At 41.1% G+C, this 17,412-nt stretch carries 14 protein-coding genes and 2 pseudogenes; 7 read left to right on the top strand and 9 right to left on the bottom strand.

All coding sequences use genetic code 11. The features are described from left to right. The first annotated feature begins 522 nt into the window (after positions 1-522). Positions 523-1,767, top strand: coding sequence for a hypothetical protein (locus tag Q0590_RS23705; RefSeq protein ID WP_302040101.1), 1,245 nt, complete (start codon positions 523-525; stop codon positions 1,765-1,767). A 67-nt stretch (positions 1,768-1,834) separates the two neighbouring features. Here the strand turns inward: Q0590_RS23705 and Q0590_RS23700 are convergent, their stop codons facing one another. Continuing rightward, a complete protein-coding gene (locus tag Q0590_RS23700) occupies positions 1,835-2,002 on the bottom strand; it encodes a hypothetical protein (RefSeq protein WP_302040100.1) in 168 nt (55 codons plus the stop codon). A gap of 555 nt (positions 2,003-2,557) precedes the next feature. Here Q0590_RS23700 and Q0590_RS23695 point away from each other — a divergent pair. Continuing rightward, positions 2,558-3,193, top strand: a pseudogene (locus Q0590_RS23695) (amidohydrolase family protein). A gap of 303 nt (positions 3,194-3,496) precedes the next feature. Beyond that, entirely contained in the window at positions 3,497-4,309 is an 813-nt protein-coding gene (locus tag Q0590_RS23690; protein WP_302040099.1) for a hypothetical protein, read from the top strand. 611 nt (positions 4,310-4,920) lie between these two features. Here Q0590_RS23690 and Q0590_RS23685 read toward each other — a convergent pair. Further along, complete coding sequence (locus Q0590_RS23685) at positions 4,921-5,550, bottom strand: TetR/AcrR family transcriptional regulator (protein ID WP_302040098.1); 630 nt, start codon at positions 5,548-5,550, stop codon at positions 4,921-4,923. A gap of 86 nt (positions 5,551-5,636) precedes the next feature. Between Q0590_RS23685 and Q0590_RS23680 the strand changes: the two genes are divergently transcribed. Continuing rightward, entirely contained in the window at positions 5,637-6,191 is a 555-nt protein-coding gene (locus Q0590_RS23680) for a cupin domain-containing protein (protein WP_302040097.1), read from the top strand. 407 nt (positions 6,192-6,598) lie between these two features. After that, positions 6,599-8,632 carry a PAS domain-containing sensor histidine kinase gene (locus tag Q0590_RS23675; protein ID WP_302040096.1) on the top strand — a complete coding sequence of 678 codons (2,034 nt, stop codon included), beginning with the start codon at positions 6,599-6,601 and terminating at the stop codon, positions 8,630-8,632. A gap of 172 nt (positions 8,633-8,804) precedes the next feature. On the opposite strand, the gene Q0590_RS23670 is transcribed toward Q0590_RS23675, so the two are convergent. After that, the gene (locus Q0590_RS23670; protein ID WP_302040095.1) at positions 8,805-10,163 is read right to left on the bottom strand and encodes a rhamnogalacturonidase; all 1,359 of its coding nucleotides are present in this window, start codon (positions 10,161-10,163) and stop codon (positions 8,805-8,807) included. Positions 10,164-10,376: 213 nt separating this feature from the next. Between Q0590_RS23670 and Q0590_RS37815 the strand changes: the two genes are divergently transcribed. Beyond that, positions 10,377-10,604: a transposase gene (locus Q0590_RS37815; RefSeq protein ID WP_465269396.1), complete on the top strand. Its 228-nt coding sequence runs from the start codon at positions 10,377-10,379 to the stop codon at positions 10,602-10,604. Positions 10,605-10,758: 154 nt separating this feature from the next. On the opposite strand, the gene Q0590_RS23665 is transcribed toward Q0590_RS37815, so the two are convergent. After that, entirely contained in the window at positions 10,759-11,124 is a 366-nt protein-coding gene (locus Q0590_RS23665) for a hypothetical protein (RefSeq protein ID WP_302040094.1), read from the bottom strand. Between the two features lie 42 nt (positions 11,125-11,166). Beyond that, positions 11,167-11,370 (bottom strand): carboxypeptidase-like regulatory domain-containing protein, encoded by a 204-nt coding sequence (locus Q0590_RS23660; protein ID WP_302040093.1) that lies wholly within the window; start codon positions 11,368-11,370, stop codon positions 11,167-11,169. A gap of 460 nt (positions 11,371-11,830) precedes the next feature. Between Q0590_RS23660 and Q0590_RS23655 the strand changes: the two genes are divergently transcribed. Beyond that, a complete protein-coding gene (locus Q0590_RS23655; protein ID WP_302040092.1) occupies positions 11,831-12,295 on the top strand; it encodes a hypothetical protein in 465 nt (154 codons plus the stop codon). Positions 12,296-13,238: 943 nt separating this feature from the next. On the opposite strand, the pseudogene Q0590_RS23650 reads toward Q0590_RS23655, so the two are convergent. From Q0590_RS23650 to Q0590_RS23640, 4 genes and pseudogenes are all read right to left on the bottom strand, one after another. Then, positions 13,239-13,513: pseudogene (locus Q0590_RS23650) on the bottom strand (RES family NAD+ phosphorylase). A gap of 95 nt (positions 13,514-13,608) precedes the next feature. After that, complete coding sequence (locus Q0590_RS37580; protein WP_366970501.1) at positions 13,609-13,749, bottom strand: antitoxin Xre/MbcA/ParS toxin-binding domain-containing protein; 141 nt, start codon at positions 13,747-13,749, stop codon at positions 13,609-13,611. Between the two features lie 4 nt (positions 13,750-13,753). Continuing rightward, complete coding sequence (locus Q0590_RS23645) at positions 13,754-13,999, bottom strand: hypothetical protein (RefSeq protein ID WP_302040091.1); 246 nt, start codon at positions 13,997-13,999, stop codon at positions 13,754-13,756. Positions 14,000-14,056: 57 nt separating this feature from the next. Next, complete coding sequence (locus Q0590_RS23640; RefSeq protein WP_302040090.1) at positions 14,057-17,365, bottom strand: VCBS repeat-containing protein; 3,309 nt, start codon at positions 17,363-17,365, stop codon at positions 14,057-14,059. Positions 17,366-17,412: the final 47 nt, after the last annotated feature.

The raw sequence follows: 17,412 nt of genomic DNA, 5'->3' as shown, positions 1-17,412 counted from the left end.
CCTGAATTTACCACTCAGAAGCCAGATTTCAAACCAGCAGTTGTGCAACACCCAGGCCCTTTTCAGGTAACCCACCCATATTAGGAAGGGCAAAGATGTGCAATCAATGCCATAAACAATCATTTGCCTTTGTTTTTGATTAATTGACCTATCCACTTAGCGGATGTACACATAAAGATCAGCCACCAAGGACAGGTCGCCCATGGATGATAATGGTATTATAAAAATTACTTTCAGCAAAGTTTGTATAAGAATAACTTATCTTTTAACTTTGAAATACAAAGTACTTTTAAAAAGGTAAACAGGAATAATATAGTAAGGAAAGCTACCACTAGCTTTAGGTAGTGTCATGTGTTAATTTATGTATTAACTGTACAAGTAAATAGGTTGAAGAAAGTGATAGATCTCCTATTGTTTTTTATTGGACACTTCATTTGGATGTGGCCTAGTACATTTTAGGATTGAAATACTTAAACATTCATTATCAAAGATTTTACTTTAAGAGATCGTAAATATACCAGAATGAAGGAGGAAATACGTATTCATTTAAACGACCCTGGGCACCTAGAAAAGCTATACAGAACAAATAAGGTGCATTTTAAGCGATCATTCCTTGCACTCTATCCGGAGCTAAAAGGTAACTCACTGGCTGATTTCTGGAATGCACGCTTAAATTACGAAAGTGATCAGATCAATTGGGGTACAAACAGAGAATTGGTCGTTGTGCTTATTGCTTGTCTGCTAGCGGGTCTGATAGCAAAACTACCGGCACTTTTAAGTATAGATGAAGACTTTTTCTATCCCAGAAATATAGGTTTCATCATTTTTCCTGCCTTAGCTGCCTACTTTGCTTGGAAGAATAAACTCTCAAGGAGTAAGATTGCTTTTATTGTGGGTACAACCTTTTTGAGTTTACTATTCATCAATTTTCTTCCTGATGTAAATAAAAGTGATACATTACTCTTATCGTGCGTTCATTTACTCTTATTTCTATGGTCAATTTTGGGTTTTGCCTTTGTTGGGGAAATCAGAAATAAGGATGAGAAACGGCTTAGTTATTTGAAATATAATGGCGACCTAATTGTCATGACCACGCTCATGTTTATAGCGGGGGGAATCATGACCGGATTAACTATTGGGCTTTTCTCACTCATTGGCTTTCAGATTGAAGAGTTTTATTTTGAGAATGTTGTCCTTTTTGGTTTGCCTGCTGCACCAATCTTTGGCACCTATCTTACTCAAACTAATCCGCAGTTAGTTGGTAGAGTTTCCCCGGTGATTGCCAGAATATTTAGTCCACTGGTACTAGTGATGCTCTTGATCTATCTGGTAGCCATCGATTATTCCGGGAAAGACCCTTATAATGACCGGGAGTTTTTATTGATATTTAATGGCTTATTAATTGGTGTGATGGCCATTATTTTCTTTTCCGTTGCTGAAACAGCTAATTCAACTAAACACGGAATTGAATTATGGGTTATTTTTCTGCTATCTGTGGTAACTATTCTCGTAAATGGTATTGCGCTATCTGCAATCTTGTTCCGGATTACAGAATGGGGGATTACGCCTAACAGGGCCGCTGTTCTAGGTGGAAATGTCTTGATTTTGATAAATCTTATATTAGTAACAGTACAACTCTTCAGGGTACTCTTAAAGAAGGTTGACTTAAGCGCAGTGGGTAAGGCCATTGCTTTCTACCTGCCCATTTACTGCCTATGGACAATGATTGTGACCTTTCTGTTTCCCTTGCTGTTTGGGTTTAAATAAAGGAACAGATCAATAAACCTATACCCATTCTACATACTATACCTGAACTAACCCTTTAAAAGCAGTACTAGTAAATTGTCAATTCCTCGCTTTCTTTTCTCTGATGTCCAAACAGATAGGTCTCTTCTTTCTTGCTCATCCACTCATCTACCCACCTACTGGTAGCTACAGCTAATATACCTATCAGCAGTATATCTAAACTAACTACTATAGCAGCAAAAATTAATACGCTCATGAAGCTTAATTCGCTCTTGTTCTGGAAGGTAATAAGAGCAGTAATATATTCACCCTTTTTGGGAAAATGCCTATCAAGGCAAGATGGGGAATATTGATAACAAATATGCTCCCCTCTTGGCCATATTCTTAAGTTACTCGAATAGGGAGATTAAATTAACTACCTATATTAAACGGGGGATAGATGAAACTGCATTCAAGCTTCTTTACCAGAGTTACTCTCTTACCTACAGTTTTATCATCCTTTTGCTAAAATTATACGCTTGAAACCTTATATTGTATTTATCGATTGGCTGCAATGCTTTAAGGAATCTAGGTTTATCATTTTATCAAAACACTATGAAGACATGGTTTTGTTTGATTACCCTTAGCTGCCTTTGTTTTTCTGCTTCAAAAAAAGAGCCTCCTAAAGTGTTTGATGTGCATTTACATGGAGCAAAGGATATAATAGGCCATATAAAAGCTTTACAAGCTGCAGGTGTCTACAAGGCGGCCATCAGTAGCTCCTGGGAGGGTCAAAGCACTTACCGGGCTCAATCGAAGATGTCCTTGCTGTATGGACTCATGTTTCCTTGTCCGAATGGCAAAGTGCCTTACAGCCTGCAGGCCTGTTTTTCTGATGGTAAAGAGTGGCCATCTCAAATGGGTAGAGGGACAAATTAAAGCGAACAACATTGATTTTCTTGGGGAAGTGTTAAGTCAGTACTATGGCATTTCTTCCTTGGATACCTTGCTGAATCCCTATTTTGCCTTAGCTGTAAAATACAGGCTACCGGTGGGCATTCATACTGGTGGAGCAGGGCCTGGCCATGGGAGTCCAAATTTTAAAATGGAGATGGGCAATCCTTTACTCCTAGAGAAGATGCTAAAGAAATTTCCCACCATGAAAGTGTGAATTATGCACAGTGGCGATATATTTTACAAGGAGACGATTGCTATTATGAAGTTAAATAAACATGTCTATGCCGATGTTTCTGTCATTTCTAACCCTGCTATTGTCGCTTCTGAAAAGTTCTATTCGATCATGAAAAGCTTTATTGGAGCAGGCTTAGAGGATCGGCTCATGTTTGGGTCCGACAATGGAAACATTCATCAGGTGATTGCTTCTATAGAAGCACTTGACTTTTTATCCCAACAACAAAAACAAAAAATCTATTCTAAAAATGCAGAGCTATTCTTTGCAAAAAAATAAATGATACGTAAAAGCCAGTATACATATGAAGGTAGCTTAATTTATTCTTCCCTTTGTTATTCCTACATAAAATGGGAAAGAGAGCGAAATGCAGAGGGCGTGTTTTGACTACCCTCGTCTGTTAAGGAATGAAAAGCAAAATATGTTGACAAATCATCTAGCTTGATCAGGGAAGATCTTAGCTAAAATAAGTAAAATCTTACCTTCTCGCCTGCTTTTATAACAGTTACTTACCAACATGTATATGCATTTAGGGTTGCCTCACTTCTTAAGTGAGGCTAGTATATAACCCTTTTTATGCAAATGAATATTTTCACAAAACATTCCCTACAATTACTTTTCTCTGCAGGTATTGCTTTAGGCTCTATTACCTTGACTACTTCCTGTAGCAAAGATGAACAAGCCGTTACACCTGCCAATACTCCTTCCTGCCTTCTGACACAAATAGGTTATGGAAACGAGAGTCAACTGCTTGCCTATGATAGCAAAAACCGTGTCAGCAAAGTTACTCATGAGGAAGGCTATGCCATACTTGAATATGACAACAATAACCGGGTAGTAAAAATACTCTCCTATGAGGATACTCAGGTAGAAGAGAGCGGGGTAATAGAATATAATGCCAAAGGGCAATGGATCAAAATGACCAGCTCAGAGCCAGGCAGTAGTGCTACACAGGTGAGCACTGCGGAATATGATAGCAATGGTAACCGCACTAAAGTGACAACCAGTTATGGGATCATTACTTATGAATATGCAGGTGGCAATCTTACTAAAAGCACCACTTCGTATACAGCGGGAAGCAGTACCTATTCCAATACTACAACCTATGAGTATTACTTAGATAGGGACAATAAATTGTCAGCCATAGAAGAACTACTCAATACAGGCTATGGAGCTACGCCTTCTAAAAATATGCTAAAGAAGCAAACCTATACCTCTTCTTATGCTTCTGATGATTCAGCTGAAAGTGGAGAAATCTTCACCTATGAATTCAATGAAAAAGGATTTCCTACCAGATCAACTTCTACAAGCACAGGAGATATCAATGGAGATGGGATAGTGGATGCGAATGATGTAGATATAGATGAGACTACTTATTCATACCAGTGCAAGTAATCCAACCTTCATCAATCCTATCTATTAAACAAACATCCGATTGCTATAATCCAGTAATCGGATGTTTGTTTAGTCTTGAAATTCCATGCTTATCTACCTTACGCTTAAACATAATAAAGTAAGGATAGGTGATGATTTTGGCAACAAGAGCCATACCATTCATAATAAGTGACTTTTTAGAAGTTATCTGAATGGGGCAAAGTTGCCTTTATTCTCTATTGCCTTGGGTGCGTAATGCTTAAATCAGTGTCCTCTTTTTTCAAGACCAAAATATTGGTGTTAACGAAAATAATATAAAAATACCTAAAACTAGGTATTGTCAAGCTAGATTATATTCCTTACCTTAAAGTCAATTAGAGTCATCCCCTCTTTCCGGCTGAACATTACAATGGTTTTAGCAGGTACACATGAGGCGCAAGTTCCTCTTTAGCAGATACTAAATGCAGAAATTTGTTTCGCCTCTGATGAAGAGTCTCTCCTGAAAGAGGCTCTTCATTTTTATATCCATCCTCTATATAAACTTTATTGGTAGTTAAATTATCTCCCCCTTTGCTGAAACTTCAGATATGGGTAAGAATGAAAACTAACATAAATGAAAACTTGATAGAAAATTAGAATATCTCTATCTCTGCATTTTTGAGTAGTAAGTTAAGTTTCGCTGCTCCTTGCTGTGAAGCATAAGGCAACAACAACTGAGAAATTATCAGTAAGTAATGATGTATTTGCTGCGCTGCAGCTAAGTGCAGGTAAGAAATCTGTGCTTCTGAAATCCAGAAGCGGTTGACAAGGGAAAGAGTGGAAAGTAAAATTTCCAGCTCCTTTTCATCTTGTAGTAGCAATTCACCGGATTGGACAAGAGTTTGCAAATTCAACCGCAGCGTAGCGAACCGCTCAGTCTGGGTTTGCTGGTACCGGGTAGCTATTTTTTTATTTTGCTTCATTAAGTGGACAACACTCAAAAAAAGACATTTATACCTAAGCTGATTCTCATATACTGCCTTCAGCATGTGCAGAAAACCCTCAAGTGTGATAGCCGGATTATGCACAAATACCTGGGCGTTTAGTACACCCAAATCTACCGCTAGCTGATACACCAAATCGTCTTTGGTTGGAAAATAGTAGGTAATGTTACTCACTCTCATATTCAAGATAGCTGCCAGTTCACGCATGCCTACATATTCCACGCCCCGTTCATTAAATAGTTCCAGGGCTTTTGCTAAGATCTTCTCTTCTGTTTTCATTTACTTTTGGACAATGTCCAAAAATTATTAGTAAAATGTTTGGACATTGTCCAAAAGTAATTAATTTTGTTGAAAACAATAAACCTATGACAATAAATTATCCCCACACCATAGAAAACTGTATGGGTGAAAAGCTAATTTTCCTCAAAGTGCAACAAGAGCCAGATGGCGACAAAGTACTGGTAGAAAACTATATACAGCCCGGCAGAGGTCCACTGATGCATACCCACTGGCTGCAAGACGAGGAGTTAACAGTAGTAAAAGGCCGTATTGGCTATCAGATTCAAGGAGGAGTAGAGCACTATGCCGGAGAAGGGGAAAGTCTATTTTTCAAAAGAGGTATAGCTCACCGCTTCTGGAATGCCGGTGAAGATATATTGCATTGCAAAGGGTGGATTAAACCGGCAAACACAATTGTTTTTTTTCTCTCATCCATTTACGCTGCACAAAACAAATCGGGGAAAGGGGAACCGGAAGCCTTTGATGGCGCTTATCTGATGACCCGCTATGCTTCTGAATATGACTTACCCGAAATACCCAGCTTTGTAAAAAAGGCAATTATCCCGGCTACTTACCATCTAGGTAAACTTCTTGGAAAATATAAGCATTTTGAAGATGCTCCACAGCCGGTAAGAAGTTAAGGCTAGGCACCTATTTTGGCAATGAACTGGACGCTAAGTTCAGAGCACAAATAACATAGAGCAACATAAGGGTATATATTCACCTGGCAGGCCTCCTCTTGTAGGAAAGATGCAGAGAAGAAAATTTAGTAGTTTTTTAATTTATCTTGCTTTTCTGTTACTAGAAAGGGGCGGTTAAATTAACTACCGTTAATATTGGCTGTTTAAAAATTTATGGGTTTAACTTAAGTAACATCTATCTTAAAATCAAAACAGGATGTGCAATTAAAAAATTGTTCATTAATCCAAACAACCAAGTTTTTTTACCTAGTACAAATCAAAAATATTCATAAATTTCAATCTAAATTTTGATGAAGGCATCGAATCGGTTGGATAGCTATTCCATGCCTTGAGAACAGGTTGAATCAATGAAGAATATTAACGAGCCACAAGGCGAGGAACACAAGAGTCACTTTCTTTCAGGGGGCGGGAAACTTGCAGAATTGATCAGGGCTTTTGACTGGGATAAAACCTCCCTTGGAAGCTGCCAACAATGGCCACAAAGCTTAAAAACCGCTGTTAGCATTGTCCTTCGATCGCCCGTTCCACTTGTCATGCTATGGGGGAGCGAGGGGGTTATGATTTACAACGATGCCTATGCCGTCTTTGCCGGAGCAAGACACCCCTTTCTGTTAGGATCAAAGGTAGTGGAAGGGTGGCCGGAGGTAGCAGATTTTAACCGCCATGTGATGCAAAATGGCTTGGAAGGTAAAACGCTCTCCTACAAAGATCAGCCGTTTACCCTTTATAGAAACAATGAAGCAGAACAAGTTTGGATGGACTTGAACTATAGTCCGGTAATAGATGAGCGGGGAAACCCTGCGGGCGTATTGGCCATTGTTGTCGAAACTACAAAGCGGGTGCTTGCCGAAAGGAAACAAAAACAGGCTGAACAAGCCTTAGGGAAGAGAGAAGAGCATTTGCGGACACTTATTACGGCAAGCTCTGATTTAATTTTCACCATGTCAGCAGATTGGAGCGAAATGGGTGTACTGCAGGGCAATGTATTCATTCCAGATACGGGAAAGCCCCAAAGAGATTGGTTTGAGAAAAATATTCCTCCTACTGATCAATTACCTGTCAGACATGCAATCAATCAAGCAATCAAACATAAAAGTATATTTCAATTAGAGCATAGAATAAGACTTGCCGACAGAACGATAGGTTGGACTGTCTCGCGTGCAATTCCTATTCTAAATTCTGAAGGCAGCCTTGTTGAATGGCTGGGTTCAGCAAGCAATGTGACAGAACGCAAGCGGATGGAAGAAGCGTTAAAAGAAAGTGAAGCGCGTTTTCGTGCGATTGCCGATGATGCCCCTGTCTTCCTTTTTCTTGCCAGAGAGAATGCAGAGGTAGAATATCTGAACAAAACATGGCGAGACTATACTGGCGTAGCCATGGAAGATTCCAAAGGACGGGCCTGGGCCGAAATCACACATGCTGATGACATTGAGCCGGCTACTAACATCTATATGGAGGGATTTACTAAACGGGCGTCATGTACCTTTGAAAATCGTCAAAAAGGAACGGATGGGATCTACCGCACCATTTTATGGAAAGCCACCCCTCGCTTCTCACCAAATGGGCAATTCATCGGAATGATGGGGGTAGGGCTTGACATTGATGATCGAAAAAACGCCGAGCAACGGCTGAAAGAAAGTGAGACGCGTTTCCGTAGCTTGGCTGAGGAATTTGAATCAAAAAACAGACAATTGATCCGGATCAACAATGACCTGGATAATTTTATCTACACGGCTTCCCATGACTTGAAAGCCCCTATTACCAACATTGAGGGCCTCATACAGAATCTCTGGCGTACATTGCCTGCTGATCTAGTAGCCATGCAACGGGTAGGACGCATCCGCAGTCTCTTGCAAGATTCGGTGGAACGCTTTAAGCGAACCATTGATAGTCTTACCGAAGTAGTCAAACTGCAAAAGGAAAACAGCAAAGAAGCGGTTTTAGTAGATTTAGCCCAAGTAATTGGGGAAGTGCTGCTTGACCTAGAGCCCCTGATGGTTGCCACTAATGCTCAAGTAAGCATAGACGTAAAGGCATGCCCGCCCATCCGTTTTTCAGAGAAGAATTTACGCAGTGTGGTCTATAATCTCTTATCCAACGCAATTAAGTACCGTTCCCCTGAACGAGTACCCCTGGTGCATATTGGTTGTGAGTGCACCTCTAGAGGGCAAGTGCTAAGGGTCAGTGATAACGGATTAGGCATCCAACCAAGGCGGCTGGATCAGCTTTTTACTATGTTCCGCCGCTTTCATGACCACGTGGAAGGTTCTGGCATTGGCTTATACATGATCAAGAAGATGGTTGAGAATGCCGGAGGTGAAATTACTGTAGAAAGTCAGGTAGGCAAAGGTTCCACCTTCCGGGTCTACTTTCTATGCTAGGGCTTTCTCTGCCATTTTAGGCTTCCCTCATAAAAATGGAGATTGGAGAGAGAACGGTTTTGATAGGTAGATTTTTCAGTTACCCGAAAGGGGGAGTTATTTTAACTCCCCTTCGTTATACAAAGATCTAACGGGCATAGTTCAGCCGGCGGATTGTAGGGATATTATTTATCTAGAAAAGTTTCTTCTTATTAACGACAACGTTCTTAAGTTTAAAATTTTCTATCATGGATGTGTCTGTTTCAAGGAAATTTTTCGCCTTTACTTCAATGTTTTCAAATCGAAAGTCCAACATCTTGGTTTTGTAACCTGGTGTATTACTATGCTTATCTGCTATTCCCACATTGAAAAAGTTATTGCAATCTAGCTTTATATTGCGCATGGTGATGTTTCGGGCAACAGAGGTGCCAGATACCTGTTCCCCTTTTAAGTCGAAAAACTGTGTCCATGGGCGGATGAATATAAAGTTGCCTATGTCATGGCCCTCGATGTCTTCTACCAGCACGTGTTCATAGGTTTGCGGCGTGTCAGGACGCATCTTAAGCCAAAGCAAACGCTCGGCGTGGTTTACCTTGATGCGACGCAAAATTATGTTGCGGTTATGAATAGACTCGCTTCCTAACGTTAATGCACCGTGGCAGAATCCGTACGTGCAGTCTTCGATGATGATGTTTTGGTTAGCTCCATTATTAGAGTCCTTATCGGCACGCGGACCTTTGCCGCCTTTGAGGGCAACCGCATCATCATTTACTGACATATAGCAGTTTTTGATGAGCACGTTCTTGCAGGCATCAATATCTACTGCATCGGTACTAGGAGCTTTTACCGGCTTTTTCGGAGAGTAGATATAGAGGTCGAGAAGCTTTGCATTTTCGCATTTATATAGGTGAGTGGTCCAGAAAGGGGAATTGATTAATTTCACTCCTGAAAGCTGAACGTTTTTGCTGTTGGAGATATAAACCAGCCTGGGCCTCATTTCATCCATATTAGTAGTGTTGGGATTAAATTCACGCCTGAGCCAAAACGATTTCCAGTAACGCAGTCCATTGCCGTCAATGGTTCCTTTCCCTGAAATAGTAAATCCGTCAAGGCCATCGGCATTCATCAATGCAGCAAAATACTTTACTGTTTGCCCCTCCATACGGGTCATCAACAGTGGGAAATGGCTAATGTCGTCACTGCCTTTTAGCTTGCCGCCCTCTTCTAAATGTAGGTGTGTGCCCTGCTTAAAGAAGAGTGAACCACTTAAGAAAGTCCCCTTAGGTATAATGACAACGCCACCACCGTTCTCATGGGCTTTATCTATAACCGACTGTATAAGCTCTGTCTGGATGAGGGTACTGTCGTTTGAGAGGTAATAGTCTGTAATACGGTAATGCTTTCCTAATTTAGTGATATCGGTAGGTTTGTGTTGGCGGAACCACTCTGGTATGGGCGTTCCATCCGGAAATACTTCCTGAGCAAAAGCAGTGAGATTGAGCGTGATGAAAATTAGGAGCAGCAGTGCAAGCCTGCATGTTTGTGTAAGCATAAAACTCTGTTTTCTTGGATTCAAATGGTTGGGGAAGGTTTTAAATTATTCCCTTGCCATCCATGTATGGCACAAGATATTAAATTTCCTCACCGGTTTAAGTTTTGACCACCAACTTAAGAGTAAAGATTAAATAAAATTGTTCAAATAACTACCCCTGGGTGTTGCACAACTAATACTTTTGATTTTGGTCTGCGAGAAGTATCTTTATGAATGGTAGGCAAAAGAAAATTCATCAAAAATTGCCTTTCACAGGCAGTAGAAGACTATATTCCAAAGCAGAATCTCTACCGACGCTTAAAGCCGTTGTTAGACTTAACCTTCTTATACAAGGCAGTAGCCCCTTATTATGGCAAGTGTGGGCAGAAATCTGTAGACCCGGTTGTGTTTTTCAAGCTACAGCTTGTAGTCAGCTGTCCCTTCATACGCAAGATGTCATAGCTGTCCAGATCAATCCACAGCTTACCGGCTAATGCTACTTGCTTCACGTCGGCTCCGGGTTTAAAATCTACAATCGCAACCCTCCTCCCATTAGTTTGGATGACCTTGTTTACAGAAAGTGCATACCGCTTAAGATTGTATTTGCTAGAAGGAGTCAGAAAGGGCGTTGTAGGGGACTCCCCCAGCAGATGAAAGGTCTGCGAAAGAAGGGTAAATTATAAGTATACACATAGTTATTCTTTGCAAGATCTTTGCTAATAGCACATCTGCCTTCAAGTGGTTGCCATTCCTGGATGCCTGTAGTGGATACCTGTGTTTGGTAGAAAATCTCATAAACTTCCGAGTAAGCGCTGTCATTGCTGGTGGTTTGTCGATAAAAAGCTTGGGCAGAGGTTTTCTGGCTAGCTTGTTTCTTGGCCTTTTGATAGGCTTTTAGTACAAGGGTTTGCAGATACTGGGCATCTTGTTGAGCAGCAATTGTCCCTTCTGCTAACAGGATCGTGCCTGGTGTTAGCTTCACGAGAAGTGCAGCCGAATAGTCTGAGAGCAGTAGTTGGGCGCTTTAATAGCCTACATAGGAGAAAAGCAACTTGACAGGAAAGTTAGTTACGGTGATCTCAAAGATTCCCTCTTCATTGGCGGCAGTACCTGTCAGACATTTTTCACAGCCGATATGAGCATAAGCGAGCGGCTGTCCACTTTGTTGATCGATCACCTTCCCGGCTATTTTTATCGAAGTCTGTGAAAAACAATAAGGGACGGACAAGAGGTAGACTAAAAGCCATAGCAAACGCATAAGCAGGCAAGTTTACGTTTCTAATGATTCATCTCTGTTCTGCTTATAGGCAGTGCTATCGAGGTGATGATCGCAACAGATGGCGATCAAACACCTAATTTATAGGGCAATAGGCTTATTGGATAAGTGAGTTAATTAATATTTACTTAAAAGTCAAGGTGAATGCAGATAACTCCTGTCTCCCATCGCTTTTGTACAATCAATGCCCCATTTTTTGCAGGTATATAAGTAGCAATATGTAAAGTAGAAACTGTCCTTACTAGAACTAACTCTTATAATCTAATCTACCTCACCGCATTGAAGCTGTTAGATGAATCGACAAAAAAATCGTGAAATATTTCCTCCTGCGCAAATAGACTGCGCAGGAGCTGTCCATCTTTGATTCAATGATCCACTACAGGAGTGGAAGCTAAACAAAATAAGTCTTACCATGCAAACCTCACCTATCATTCCTGCCCAACTTCTCCTTGAACGATTGATGGACGAACTTCAACTTTTTTCTTTTCAATGGCGCTTTGAATTAATTGGTCACTATGGACCCTGCCTCAGGTTAGCTGCACAACATCCCTCTACTGGGGATTTAGTGATGTGGGTAGAAGACAATGAGATTACATTAGTGATCGAATTCATTACGCATTCTCACTTTAATTGCCCATATTATCTGCTCAATTCTTCTGTGGAAGAACAAGCCAAGGCGATTGCCCAAGAGGCGGCAGACTATGTCTTGGATGTGCTGTTAGACCGGATCCTATTTGAAATGGAGTGGCAGGGGGATAGGATTGCTTCTGTTTCTAATATCCCTATCTTGGATGGGATACCCCCACAAGAAGAATTGCCCCAAGGGGTGACAAGGAAGCGCTTTCTATGGAGTGGTCCTTGTCAAGAGGCTCCCTGATAGGAAGGTGGAACTAGTAATTATTTCTTGTCAAGGATAGTTTACCTTTTTCATTTTCTTTCATTAACGTTAAAATCAGCTTGATACTGGTTAAAAGGTTTAGGTTAAAAGTATACTGAAATTAGCGTTGTATTTTCCTTACATGTTTTGGCAACCCTCATTTCTGCAATGAAAACAATAAACAGCATTTATCTATAGGGAGCCTGTAAGCTCCCCTTCTTTTTACTACTTATTCCAGTATCAGGCTACGGAAGTGTTCCCTATAGCTTGGTCCTTAATAGCCCCATCCATTCGCCGGCTCTTTCCCTCCGATGAATTTGGAATAGAAATCTTATTTTACTATTCCTGTGTTTTATTGTTGTGTTTAGTAGGAAAAATGATCCTTTTCCAAAGTTAATAGCCAAAAGCCCCAAAACACCCCTTTTCGATTTTAAAAAAATTCTTAAAAAAATCTCTGCATTTTGGGTACTGCAAATTTTAAAAACACAAAACCGCCAAATTTGCGAAATTTAGCGGTTTTTATTGAGCCCCCAGTCGGAATCGAACCAACGACCTACTGATTACAAGTATTGCGCCTGTCTGCTGTCAGTCAAGTAGTTATAGGCCACAGGTCTGAAATAGGTCTGAATAAATAATTTTTAAATAGCTTATTTTATTTCGTTTCGCTAGGAAAAATCAAAGGCTTTGCCAAGCTAAAGATGCGTTTTGCACGAGAAATACCTTTAAAAACTTGCCCCTACCCTCCTATTTTTAGTACTATGATTTAAGGTAGTAAGTTCATCCATACTAACAAGACAGATGATGAACCCTTCTTGTAAATGAATAGCTGCCTATAATGAAACTACTCATTTTTTCTCATACTCTACCATATATTGTCATTCTACTTGATAAATTAGTTTAAGAAGTAAGCCTCTGCATGCTTAAGTGTTTAAGAATCTTTCTTTCATAAACTATCTAGCTGTTTTTGTAGATCTTCGAAGTCCTCCCATAAGCATTTATCGAAAGCAAAAGGTAACACAGCCATTAATTTGATTTCTTTGAATTTTGGATGCCTGGCATTTGATACATAGTTGAACTCATCAGAAATCACTGCCGAGGGAACTTTCAGTACCGGCGTGTCTTTAGCCACATACCAATCAGATCCTATTTGTTGACATTGCCTCCTTTATGGGCTAGGTTTTCTAAACAGGCTAAAGACCTGGAGGATGCTGTGTAAATGACTTCTTCTCCATGCTGATTCCATCTACCCCCATGCCGGGTGCATAGAGCTGGTCAGCAAATTTAGCTTTAGTAATCTGAAATACTTCCATGCCTTATACGACATACCCATGCACTATGCGCAGGACTTCATCATAAACTAAATCAACCCCTGTAGAAGTATTGAGAAATTCAATGGGTTTTTTATTGCCTAAACTTAAAGAATTGATCCCGAGCCACTCTCTAAACTCTTTCATGTCTTCAAAAACCTCCTCTCCACAAAGGAATAATCGTTCTAATTTTAAGAATAGCTCCCTTCCAAAACATCAATTTTTTAGCATTCTTCCGGTAGTTATCCACTGTTTTAACATCTATGCCTACTAAAGAGGCAAGCAGCCCTTTTTGCATACCACTCACCTGAAGCAGTTTATCAAAATACCCAATATTAATGCCTTTATGAACAGCATCAATTAAGGTGTAATCATCTTCTATAGTTAATGTTTTCATACCCATTTGCTCCTCTAGTTAAAGCTGTTTTATAGAGTGATCATTTCATTACTGATATTATAAATGACTTTTTAGACGTTGAAACACCTGTAGTAGTCCGTTATTGACGCCAACCACAAAAAAACTGTGCCTTTGTCCTTGTATGCCTATTACACTTTTACAATCTCCATCGGCAAGAAATCCGGTTTGGGGGAAGAGAAGTGGATGGAACCCTCCTTTTCCGTCTCCTTTCAATAGCAAGCCAGTAAATGCATCGTATTTTCCAACAATAGGTTCTGCATCGTAGGCATTACCCACACATAGGGCATCCAGGTTCCCGTCCTGATCCACATCTTCCACCCATATACTTTGAACAGGTGCCCATTGCGCCAGTGCAGGCAATGTTTTTATCCGGAAAGAAGTCCCAGTATTTTCCAGATAAACACTTTCTTGCCGGTAGGCCCTGACTACAGTGCTTGCTTTAAAACGTTCTGGTGGCAAAAGTTCAGATATCTGGGCTTTTGCATAACTGGCATAATTGGTGAAGCGGAATTTAATCAGTGGCAACTGGCGTCCCAGTTCGTCACGGGAAGCAATAGGGTATTCTTTCCCATTCAGAAAATAACTGGCAATGGCATCCATACGGCCATTATTATCATAATCTCCGACATAATAGCTCAAGGGCTGGCTTGGAGAAAGACGGTAGCGGCTATTTAAACCCATATTACCAGCAATAAAATCAATATCGCCATCTTTGTCGAAATCTCCGGACCGGATGCAGTTCCAGAAGCCTTCCGACCCTTGCAAGCCTTCAATAGCTACCTTATGCAAGTTCCCTCCGTTGTTTTTAAAGACAGTAATGGGCATAAATTCCCCAACTACTATAAGATCTGGCCAGCTATCCCCGTCCACATCTGCCCATACCGCATCGGTAACCATTCCTATTTCCCGTAATCCTGTTGCCAGTTCTTCAGTTACATCTGTAAAACGCCCTCCTTCATTTTTCAACAAATAACTTTTACCAGCCAGGGGGTACTGCAGCGCTTTGCCCCTTCCTCCCCGGAATAGATCAATATCTCCGTCTTTATCAAAATCAACTGCTGCTATGCACGAACCACTGTGCCGGATTGAGGGAAGCAAATGGGTGGCATTCGTAAAGTTTCCCTTTCCTGAATTCAGGTATATTCTGTCCTGAAAGTATTGTGAGCCATCGTAGTATTCATTAGAACCACTCACTATATACAAATCCTGGTCATTGTCTCTGTCTGCATCAAAAAACAATACATCTACATCTTCTTCATCTTTTGGCTTAGACTCATCTGTATAGGATTTTTCCACAAAGCGTCCTCCTGAAGTTTGAATCAGCAGTTTTCCGTAATGCCGGAATGAACCTCCCACAAATAGATCTTCCAGTCCATCCCCGTTTACATCACCTGCAGTCAGTTTGGGACCTTGCTGCGAAAGTTTATGCAATAACAGTGGTTCCTGATTATAATCCAAATATGGTTCTTCCTGGTGTTTCAACTGTACACCTACAGAGTCGGTAACATTCTTCAATAACGCAATTTGAACAGCTTCCTTAGATACAGATGCAGGCTTACTCTGAGCATAACTTACCGTCAATAATTGGTTAACAGGCAGGTTTCTCAAAATTTGAATATTTCCATCTGGCCAGATGACGGTCAGTGAGTCAATTTGTTTCGTTGTACCGAGGCCAAAATGCTGGATGTAATCTACTGAAGACTGATAGCCCCGGCTCACGGATTGATGAGATGTTTGCCGAATTCCATTAGTATGTACAATAAGTTTTGTACCCAGTCCAAAAAGGTTACCGGCTGAACCTTGCAGCCTTACCTGCAGATAATTTGACTTAGTAGTATTATTCTGAAGGATATATGCCTCCTGATTTACATTATTAACTAGCAGATCCAGATCACCGTCCCGATCGAGGTCTGCGTAAGATGTCCCGTTGGATAACGACTCTTCCGTACCAAACCAGGAGGTAGTTACATCTTCAAACGTCAGATCTCTACGGTTCTGGAAGAAACGATTGGTCTTCCGTAAAGTGGCCATATGGATAGCCCCTTTACGAAGTTGCGCGTTGATATCTTCCGCGGTTTGTGTACCAGACCGGGCCAGTTTATCATTATAGGCTACAAAGTCCATGTCGGTGATATCGCGGAGGTAGCCATTGGTAATGAACAGATCACGCCAGCCGTCATTGTCTAAATCTGCTAACAGTGGCGACCAGCTCCAGTCGGTGCTGTATACGCCAGCGAACTGTCCGATTTCGGCAAATACCATGCGGCCATCTGGGGCTTTTCCCAGATTCACCTGCAGCATGTTCCGCATAAATTGGGGGTGGTATCCGGCCCGGATAATACTTTCAAAATGCTGATGACTGGCTGGTCCAGCCATTTTTTTCCGTTGTTCATTATCGGCCGGCAGCATATCTGCGACAACCAGGTCAGTTAACCCATCATTATTGATATCGGCCGCATCACAACCCATCGAAAATTGGCTATGGTGTTTGAAATACGTTTTACCTACTTCCGCAAAGGTGCCATCCTGCTGGTTGAGGTAGAGAAAATCATTGGCCAGAAAGTCGTTAGCCACATAAATATCCTCCCAGCCATCGTCATTAAAATCTGCTACAGAAATTCCTAGTCCAAATCCATCATGCAAAATACCTGCTGATTGAGTAACATCTGTAAACCTGGAGTCAGAAGCATTAGAATCGTTGCGGTACAGTTTGTCGTTAGCCAGGCCAGTCCCATCAGCAATAACTGGTCGTACAATATTCGGATTGCGTACCTGATTGGTGCTAGTTAGCAGGAATAAGTCAAGGTCTCCATCTTTGTCGTAATCCAGAAAGGCAGCCTGGTTGGTATAAGTAGTATCAGCCAATCCGTACTGATGGCTGGTCTCTTGAAATTGCAGGTTGCCCTTGTTAATATATAATTGATTGGCCCGCCTTGCTCCGGGGTAATTCCCAGATTTACACACATATATATCGAGCAAGCCATCGGCGTTTACATCGGCCATAGTTACCCCAGTGGACCAGCCTCCTTTGAGAATACCTGCTTTTTCGGTAATATCTTCAAATTTCATATTCCCCTTATTCAGATACAGCCTATCGCCCACCTGGTTTCCAGTGAAATAAAGGTCTGGCAACTCATCATTATTGAGGTCTCCAACAGCCACTCCTCCCCCATTGTACACATAATAGTAATCTACCAGATTGAATGAATCATTTTCGGCAACTGTATTCTCAAATCGCACCCCTGTCTGTGAACCGGGCAAAATCGTAAATAATGAGGATGAGGAGGTAGATTGATCCTTGCACCCCCACAGCAGAAGTATCAGAATAAAGCAACAATATTTCATAGAGAGAAGGTCGCAAAAAAATAATTAAAAAAGGGCTGAATCAGCCC

Source organism: Rhodocytophaga aerolata, from assembly GCF_030503435.1.
In the GTDB taxonomy this organism is placed as follows: Bacteria; Bacteroidota; Bacteroidia; order Cytophagales; family 172606-1; genus Rhodocytophaga; species Rhodocytophaga aerolata.
The sequence above is the reverse complement of the archived record's forward strand: the minus strand, read 5'-3'. Positions and strand labels throughout refer to the sequence as shown.